The organism is Deltaproteobacteria bacterium CG11_big_fil_rev_8_21_14_0_20_42_23, assembly GCA_002796345.1.
GTDB lineage: Bacteria > UBA10199 > UBA10199 > 2-02-FULL-44-16 > 2-02-FULL-44-16 > 1-14-0-20-42-23.
In genome coordinates, this window is record PCXC01000061.1 from 1 (window position 1) to 7707 (window position 7707).

Consider the following 7707-nt stretch of genomic DNA (forward strand, 5'->3'; position numbering starts at 1 on the left):
ACCACACTCCCCGGAAGTGTCTTGGTTATCGAACTCCTGCTGAGGTCTTCTTGAACCAAGTGTTGCACTTCGAATGTGAATCCACATCCCCGCATGCGCGAGGATGACAAAAGAGAAAAGTCTGAGAATGACAATGATTTCTGCCTATTGCCACTTTGCTTCGACAACACTACCCCACCAACACTTCCTTAATACTGCTGATAGCGTTGTCTAAATCTTCTTTGCTGATGACCAATGGTGGTGCAAAGCGAATGGTGTTTTCGTGTGTTTCTTTGGCCAAGATGCCTTTGCCTTTGAGCGCTTCGCAGTAAGGTCTGGCTTTGCAGGTGAGCTCAACGCCAATCATCAAGCCTTTGCCGCGAACGTCTTTGATGATCTTGCTGTCAAGTGAAGCAAGTGCTTGTTTGAAGTATTGGCCAAGTTCTGCGGAACGTTCGGCAAGTTTTTCATCGATGATCACATCAATTGCAGCTCTGGCAACTTCTGCAGCCAGTGGGTTTCCCCCAAACGTTGAACCGTGATTTCCTGGACGGAAAGATTCCATTACTTCGTCATTGGCTAAAATTCCAGACACCGGGTAAACACCACCACCTAAGGCTTTGCCGATGATGACAATGTCTGGTGTGATGCCGTCATATTGATAGCAGAAAAGTTTTCCTGTTCTGCCAAAACCTGTTTGAATTTCATCGCAGATTAAAAGGACGTTGTGTTTGCTGCAAATCTCTCTGCATTTTTTCAAGTAGCCTTCGCTGGGAACGATAACTCCAGCTTCGCCTTGGATGGGTTCCACCAAGAAAGCACAAGTGTTTTCGTCGATGGCTTTTTCGAGTGCAGCTGCATCGTTGTAAGGAATTACTTCAAAGCCGGGAGTGAATGGTCCAAAGTTTTCGCGGCAAAGAGGATCAGTTGAAAAACTAATGATAGTTGTGGTGCGGCCGTGAAAGTTTTCGGAGCAGACAATAATTTTCGCTTTATTTTCGGTGATGCCTTTTTTGCGGTAACCCCAACTGCGCGCAGCTTTGATGGCGGTTTCAACACCTTCAGCTCCGGTGTTCATCAGCAAGGCTTTGTCGAAGCCGGTGAGTTTGGTGAGTTTACGCATGAATGGCCCCATGCGATCATTGTGAAACGCACGGCTGGTAAGGGTGAGCCGGTCAGCTTGATCTTTAAGCGCTTGAATAATTTTGGGATGACGATGACCTTGATTCACTGCCGAATACGCCGAAAGCATATCGAGATAACGATTTCCTTCCACGTCGGTAACCCACGCTCCTTCAGCGCTAGCCACCACAACAGGGATGGGATGATAATTGTGGGCAGAAACTTCATCCACTTCTTGAATATACTCTTTCGCACTTCTTGCCATTGTTCCTCCGGGTTTTGAATTGAAGAGCTAAGGGATATAGAGAAGGACGAACGCAGAGTCAATGCTTGTGTAGAAATGGCGGAAGATGGATTTTGACACCCCTTTTTTATAAGTTCTAGGCTTGTTTTGCTAAGCGTAAGTCTCTTGCTATTTCTGCTATGTCACCGCTAAGAGACCATAAAGATCTCTTTTGACATTCTCCTTCCATTCCCTTTCTTTGGACGGCGGCAATGATTCCTACAAAGGACAAGCGCGCTTGTAACATACCAAATAGCTCAAGGGTTTTATCAGTTTGGTTTTGCTGGAGCAGGAGTGTGCTTCCAGCGAGCAGCATTTGTACTGTCAGAGTATATGCTGGAATGGCGGCCCGATCATAAGGAGACATGCGTGTTAATTTATCATCAAAGTCAAGTATTCTCCCGAAAAGTTGATCATCAGGATAGCACAAAGAATGAAAAAATGCGTGATGTACAGATTGCGTGAGACTTTTCACATCATCAACCATAGTACTGAGAAGCCAAAAACCGTATGCTGCTTTGGAGTATGCTCTTTTTTTCTGTTCACTTGTCTCTTCAGGAAGCGAGAACACAGCTTCTTCAGCGGAGAGTGCTGTTTGAACACTGTGACCAAGATATTGAAGTGCCACTGCAAGCTGCATGAGGCTATCTGCTTGGGGAAGTGGAGCGTTGAGCCATTCGAATACTGCAGCGCTTAAGAAAAAAGCTTGAGCTGCTTTTATGTAGGGGGGAGTTGTTTGTTGATTTTGAGAACGAGGGTGAAGTGCTTGAGTGAGCAACTCTAAACCATATGTATGTAAGGTTGCAGCTTTTTCATGTGGAACGTTGGCGTCAGCAAAGAGAGCATGAGTGTTTGCCATTTCACTTGGAGTGAAAAGATGCAGAGTGTCAGTTGGAGCAAACGCATCAACAGGTGGACGCGCATCCCAGAAAGCTTGTGTGCCCACATCAGCTAAAACTGCATTAAAGCGAGTGGCCGGAGCATGAAGTACGACGGCAGGCATTGCAGCGGTGTTAAGTGTTAAATTCATCGTGAGTTGTTTCTCTTCTTTGTAAACTAAATCATCACATTTCCACCGCAAAAGAACATGGGCTTTATGCCGCTGCGGTTTGTCTTATTGCTGAAGCATGTGGTTTAGATGCGAGATCAGTTAATTTCGCAGCTTTCCTCATAAGCGCGTTGCTTGCTTCTGTATCATTTGCTGTTTCGTATTTCGTTGCTGCAAGTTGATACGTTCTTATTGCTTTTGTGAGCAAGGAATTTCCCTCATCACTGGCCGCGCTGTAGAGTGCGCTGAGCAAAAGGGCATCTGCAGCAAGTTTCGTGGCTTCTGCATCACGACTAAATTGGGCTCTAAAATTTGTGCTAAAAGGAGTCTGCTGAAGATGGGCATCAGCCATTTGTGTTGCAAGTGCTGCAAGCCGAGAAGATTTATCGGCAGGTGTCCCCGAGGCCAATACAAGATGATGGACAGCATGTTGAAGAGCTAAAAAAGAACCATAGTTTGTTACAGTTTTATTTCCTGTAATAGCAAGGTGTTGTTCCCAGTTACTCGCCGCTTTTGCATGAAGTGATTGTTGTACTTTTTCCGGAAGTGAAGGTCTTTTGTGAAGCACGGTTTCAATTACGCTTGCGGCGAAATCATATTTTCCAAGCAGAACAAGTACGCCAGCAAGGCTTTGCATTTGCACGCCGTATTTTTGATATTTTTTTAGCTGAAGATAGAGCTCTGCAGCGCTGTAATGAAGTTTTGCTGCTTTCCTGGCATATCTCGCTGTGATCCAAGTTCCGTTATAAGCTTCTCGATATCGAATTGCTTGACGTGCATATCTTTTTGCAGCCTTCTCTGGTGTTCCAAAGAGAGGATGGGTGCCAAAAAAACTTCTCATTTCTCCATGAAGTTGATGAGGATCTGCATGAGGGTGAAGCACAGGTGTTTTTGTAAGTGCATGAAAAGCGTCAAGGCTTACTGGATGCATCCAGATGTTTAGCGCCTGTAACCCTTTGGCAGTGGGCAATGCCGCTAAGTGAGCGGTCATGGAACTTGAAGACAATTGAACAACGGGGCGCAACATAAAACTGTACTCCTTTTTAAATGAATCAGGTTTTTCTTAAGCAATCCTACCTTCGGTAGAGAGCTGAAAAAGTTGCTTACATTTTGTGAATGTGCGCGCAAGTAGAAGACTAAGGCCAAAAAGGCAAGCGTTTTCGACAGCTTAATTGATGAAATGCTTCAAAAAAGGGGGGAGATTAAAGAATTTCCAGCTTTTTAGGATATTTGCCTAAAACTTCGCAGCCAGACTGAGTGACGAAAACAAGATCTTCAATGCGTACACCGCCAATGTCTGGATAATATAATCCTGGTTCCACACTCAGCACATTGCCTTTTTTCAAGGTGTAATCAGAAGTGTTGATGCGAGCAGGTTCTTCATGCAGCTCTAGCCCAATGCTGTGGCCGGTTCCGTGGAAGAAGCCTTGCATGCGGCCGTGTTTTTTTTCGGTGCCGTAGCCTTTTACGGTGAAGAGTTTTTGAATATTCTGGTGAATCTGTGTTCCATTTTTTCCCGCTTTTATTTCTTTAATGGCCATTTCTTGAGCTGACTTTACTGTTGTGTAAAGCGCTTGAAGTGCATCGGGTGCTCTGCCTTTGCAAAAAGTGCGCGTGGCGTCGCCGTAAAAGTGAGAGCTGATCGAGCGCGGAAAGACATCAACAATAATGGACTGATGCGCTTTTAAAACGCCGTGTCCAATTTCGTGGGGATCGCAGGCTTGTTTGCCACAAGCTACAATGGCAGGAAAGGGTGATGCGCAGCCAAGTTCCAAAAGTTTTTGTGCAATCTGAGTGCGTAGAAATTCCGAAGTGAGTGCTTTTCCGTTAAAGATTATTTTTCCGTTCGAAATCTTGCTTTGCTTCAAGATATTTTCAGCGTGACGTATCGCTTTAAACACAGCTTGCTGTGATTTCAGAATGTGCTGTTTTTCTTTTTCCGTTTTTTGCACGCGTTCGGGATAAAAAGGTGAGGAGCCAGCTTCAACTTTAAGCTTCAGTTTTCGCAAAGCATCCACCAAAGCAAAAGGTGTTTTAGGATGCATGCTGATGTGCTTGATTTTTCTTTCAGCGAGAATTGCGGCGATAATGTTTGCCACATTTCGTTTTGTGGCGGGAAGTGTTTTTGCAACCTCTGACCATGAATGCACTTTATCAACTTTTGCATTTGCCTTGGCGCGATCAATTTCAAGATCGCTCATGAAAATGATTTTTTGCTTTTTGTCTTCCAAAAAAAGAAAGGCATCATGACAATCAAAGCCGGTAATGTAGAGTAAATCTGCGTTGTGGGAAGAGTCGTAAATAAGTTTGGCGAGAGACATGTGCAGTCTATAACCAGTTTTCAATCGGCGTGCAAAACTTTTCATTTCTTTGTGAAGTGGAGGTTCTGTTCTTGTCTTTTCTTCCAAATTGAAAGAAAGAAGGAGAAAGAAAACTTTTCAAAAAGGAAAAACATGAACAAACGCGGTTTCACCCTTATTGAACTTATCGTGGTGATCACGACGATGGCTATTTTGGCCGTTGTAGCCATGCCACGTTTTATGACCATTGTTCCCGAAGCAAGAGAATCCACAAGAGACGGAGTGGTGGGTGCGGTTCGCTCGGGAGTGAGCATTGCCTATGGAGCGTCACTCGCAGATAATGGATCAAGTGCCAGCTATCCTGCAACGCTTGATGCAGCAGCATTAGGGCCTTGTGTTGGGGAGTGTTTTGATTTTGTGATTCACGATGGTGTGAATGATCAAAAGTGGGAAAAACTTTCGGACACGCGCTATCGTTACGAAGCAGATGAAGTAGATGCTGCTACTTTTGAATACAATCCCAACAGCGGGACGTTTGAACGTATTGAAGAAGAATAATTTTTTCCCCGAAGTGACAACGTACAGGACCTACTTTTTCATCCAGTTTTCAATCAGCGTGCAAAACTTTTCCGGTGCTTCTACAAAAGGGAAGTGTGCGGTGTTTTCCATCAACGTATAGTGCGCATTGGGCAAAAGGCTTGCCAGCTCTTCGGAATATTTTGGAGGTAGTACAAGATCGTGTTCTGCAGCAATGACAAGGCTTTGCTGTGAAATGGTTTCTAGCTTTTTTCGAAGGTCAAAAGTGCTGAGATAATGTTTTTGAATATCTGAATAGACTTCTCCTCCAAACTGAATGTCATTTAAGAGGTCTGTTGCGGTTTGTTCGAAGCCTGGTGAAAAATAAAGAGGAAGAGACTCAAGGCAAAGCTGCTTTAAGTGTTCACTCGTTTTTTCACTTTCGGCAAATTCACGTTGTGCCATCATCACTTTGGGAAAACGGCGAGCATTTTTGGTGCAGTCGCGGATGAAGCCTTGGTGCGCGGCACTGGCTACGATGATGAGGCGCGAAATATCTGTGGGATAAGCAAGTGCATATTCAAGTGCAGCAAATCCGCCAAAGGAATGACCAAGCAAAATACAGTCTTCAAGGTTATTTGCCGTGATGAAAGTTCTGATATCGGCAATGATTTTTTGCATCGTGTGTGGACGTTCAGAAAGATGCAGCGATTTTCCTGATCCGCGAAGATCGAGACCATGCAAACGAAGTGTTTTCGAAAGCGGATGAAGGTAAGGGAAGAAATAACTTCCATCCATTCCCGGCCCACCATGCAAGAGCAGACAAGGTTTTTCTGTTCCTTCGGTGTGAGAATGCATAAGTTGTGAAGCTGTGTTTGTCATAACGTGTTCTACAAAAGTTTTTTGATTCCACGAATAGCTTGCCGAATGTGTGCTTCATTTTCTACAAGGGCGAAACGAACGTGCGAGTCTCCGAAACTTCCAAAACCTATTCCAGGCGAAACGCAAACCTCGGCTTCTTTCATCAGCAATTCGGAAAAAGCCATGGAGCCAAGTTTTGCATAAGCGTCAGGAATTTTTGCCCACACAAACATGGTAGCTTTTGGGCGTTCAATATTCCAACCCGCCTGCGTTAAGCCGTCGCATAAAACGTTACGCCTTTTTTCATAGGTTTCGCAAGCCTCTTGAACACATGTATCAGCTTGCTCCAAAGCGTAGGTTGCAGCAATTTGAATAGGCTGAAACATGCCGTAGTCAAGGTAGCCTTTGATGTGGCGAAGCGCTGCCACCATTTCTTTGTTGCCCACGCAAAACGCCACACGCCAGCCCGGCATAGAATAGCCTTTGGACATTGAGTACAATTCAACGGCTATGTCTTTTGCGCCCGGCACTTCAAGAATGGAGGGGGCGGTGTAGCCATCGAAGCATAAGTCATCATAAGCAAGATCGTGAATGATTTTGATATCGTGTTCTTTGGCAAAGGCAACCACCTCTTCAAAAAAGTGAAGGTCAACTACTTGCGTTGTAGGATTTGAAGGGAAAGAGAGAATCATGAATTTCGGACGGACGCTGCTTTTTTTTATGCTTTGCTTAAGCTCTTCAAGAAAATCGATTCCCGGATCAATATTTACCGGAAGCACGTTGGCTCCAGAAATGATCACCGAATAGGTGTGAATAGGATAGGTAGGGTTAGGAACCACAACGGTATCTTGAGGAGTAGTAATGGCCAAAATTAAATGCGAAAGCCCTTCTTTTGCTCCCAGGGTAACAATAGCTTCTGTTTCGGGATCCAAATCGACGTTGTGTTTTTGTTTATATCGCGCGCAGATGGCTGCTCTTAGTTTTGGAATGCCCCGAGAAAGTGAGTAGCGATGATTGGCTGTCTTCAGCGCCGCTTCTCGGAGCTTCTCTACTATATGGTGTGGAGTGGGGAGGTCGGGGTTTCCCATGCCCAAGTTGATGATGTCTTTTCCTTCTTTTCTCGCCGTTTTCATTTGGTTTGTTACGGTGGCCAAAACATAGGGGGGAAGGGATTTTACGCGTTCAAAGCTCATATATGGTTTTTCTCCTTATTTTGAGGCGGCACTATGGTCTTTTTTTGGTTTTTTGTCGAGCATTTGAGGGTTGAGCCCCCCCAAAAGCCAGAGGTGTCAAAATACAAACGAAAAAAAACATAAGAATAACAAGTATTTAAAGACCATCTTTTGGCACTTCCCTTGCTCCCTTAAAGAGAAATCATTGGGGGACACTATGAAGCTTTATCAGAAAATAATTCTCTTGTTTGTGATCTACACAGCTTGTTTCAGCTTTGGATTCTTCTTGCAGCGACAAGTACCTGAAAACATAAGGAAACAAGTGGAAAATATAATGGCCTGACAAAACTGGACCATCAGATTTGAAAAATAAGTTCCCCAGGATGTATATAAAACCCTGGAGGAGATATGACAAAACGAACACGA

At 44.5% G+C, this 7707-nt stretch carries 7 protein-coding genes; 1 reads left to right on the forward strand and 6 read right to left on the reverse strand.

Annotated elements, in window-relative coordinates; genetic code table 11:
* Positions 1–169: 169 nt before the first annotated feature.
* The 4 genes from rocD to COV43_07305 all read right to left on the reverse strand — a co-directional run bounded on the left by rocD (position 170) and on the right by COV43_07305 (position 4840).
* Positions 170–1366, reverse strand: coding sequence for an ornithine--oxo-acid transaminase (gene rocD, locus COV43_07290; GenBank protein PIR25037.1), 1197 nt, complete (start codon positions 1364–1366; stop codon positions 170–172).
* Positions 1367–1481: 115 nt separating this feature from the next.
* A complete protein-coding gene (locus COV43_07295; GenBank protein PIR25038.1) occupies positions 1482–2414 on the reverse strand; it encodes a hypothetical protein in 933 nt (310 codons plus the stop codon).
* 64 nt (positions 2415–2478) lie between these two features.
* Positions 2479–3459 carry a hypothetical protein gene (locus COV43_07300; GenBank protein ID PIR25039.1) on the reverse strand — a complete coding sequence of 327 codons (981 nt, stop codon included), beginning with the start codon at positions 3457–3459 and terminating at the stop codon, positions 2479–2481.
* A gap of 175 nt (positions 3460–3634) precedes the next feature.
* The gene (locus tag COV43_07305) at positions 3635–4840 is read right to left on the reverse strand and encodes a Xaa-Pro aminopeptidase (GenBank protein PIR25040.1); all 1206 of its coding nucleotides are present in this window, start codon (positions 4838–4840) and stop codon (positions 3635–3637) included.
* 45 nt (positions 4841–4885) lie between these two features.
* On the opposite strand from COV43_07305, the gene COV43_07310 reads away from it, so the two are divergent.
* Positions 4886–5290, forward strand: a complete 405-nt coding sequence (locus tag COV43_07310) for a hypothetical protein (GenBank protein ID PIR25041.1) — start codon at positions 4886–4888, stop codon at positions 5288–5290.
* A gap of 30 nt (positions 5291–5320) precedes the next feature.
* Here the strand turns inward: COV43_07310 and COV43_07315 are convergent, their stop codons facing one another.
* Positions 5321–6130 carry a hypothetical protein gene (locus COV43_07315; GenBank protein PIR25042.1) on the reverse strand — a complete coding sequence of 270 codons (810 nt, stop codon included), beginning with the start codon at positions 6128–6130 and terminating at the stop codon, positions 5321–5323.
* A gap of 8 nt (positions 6131–6138) precedes the next feature.
* Complete coding sequence (locus tag COV43_07320) at positions 6139–7302, reverse strand: alanine transaminase (protein ID PIR25043.1); 1164 nt, start codon at positions 7300–7302, stop codon at positions 6139–6141.
* Positions 7303–7707: the final 405 nt, after the last annotated feature.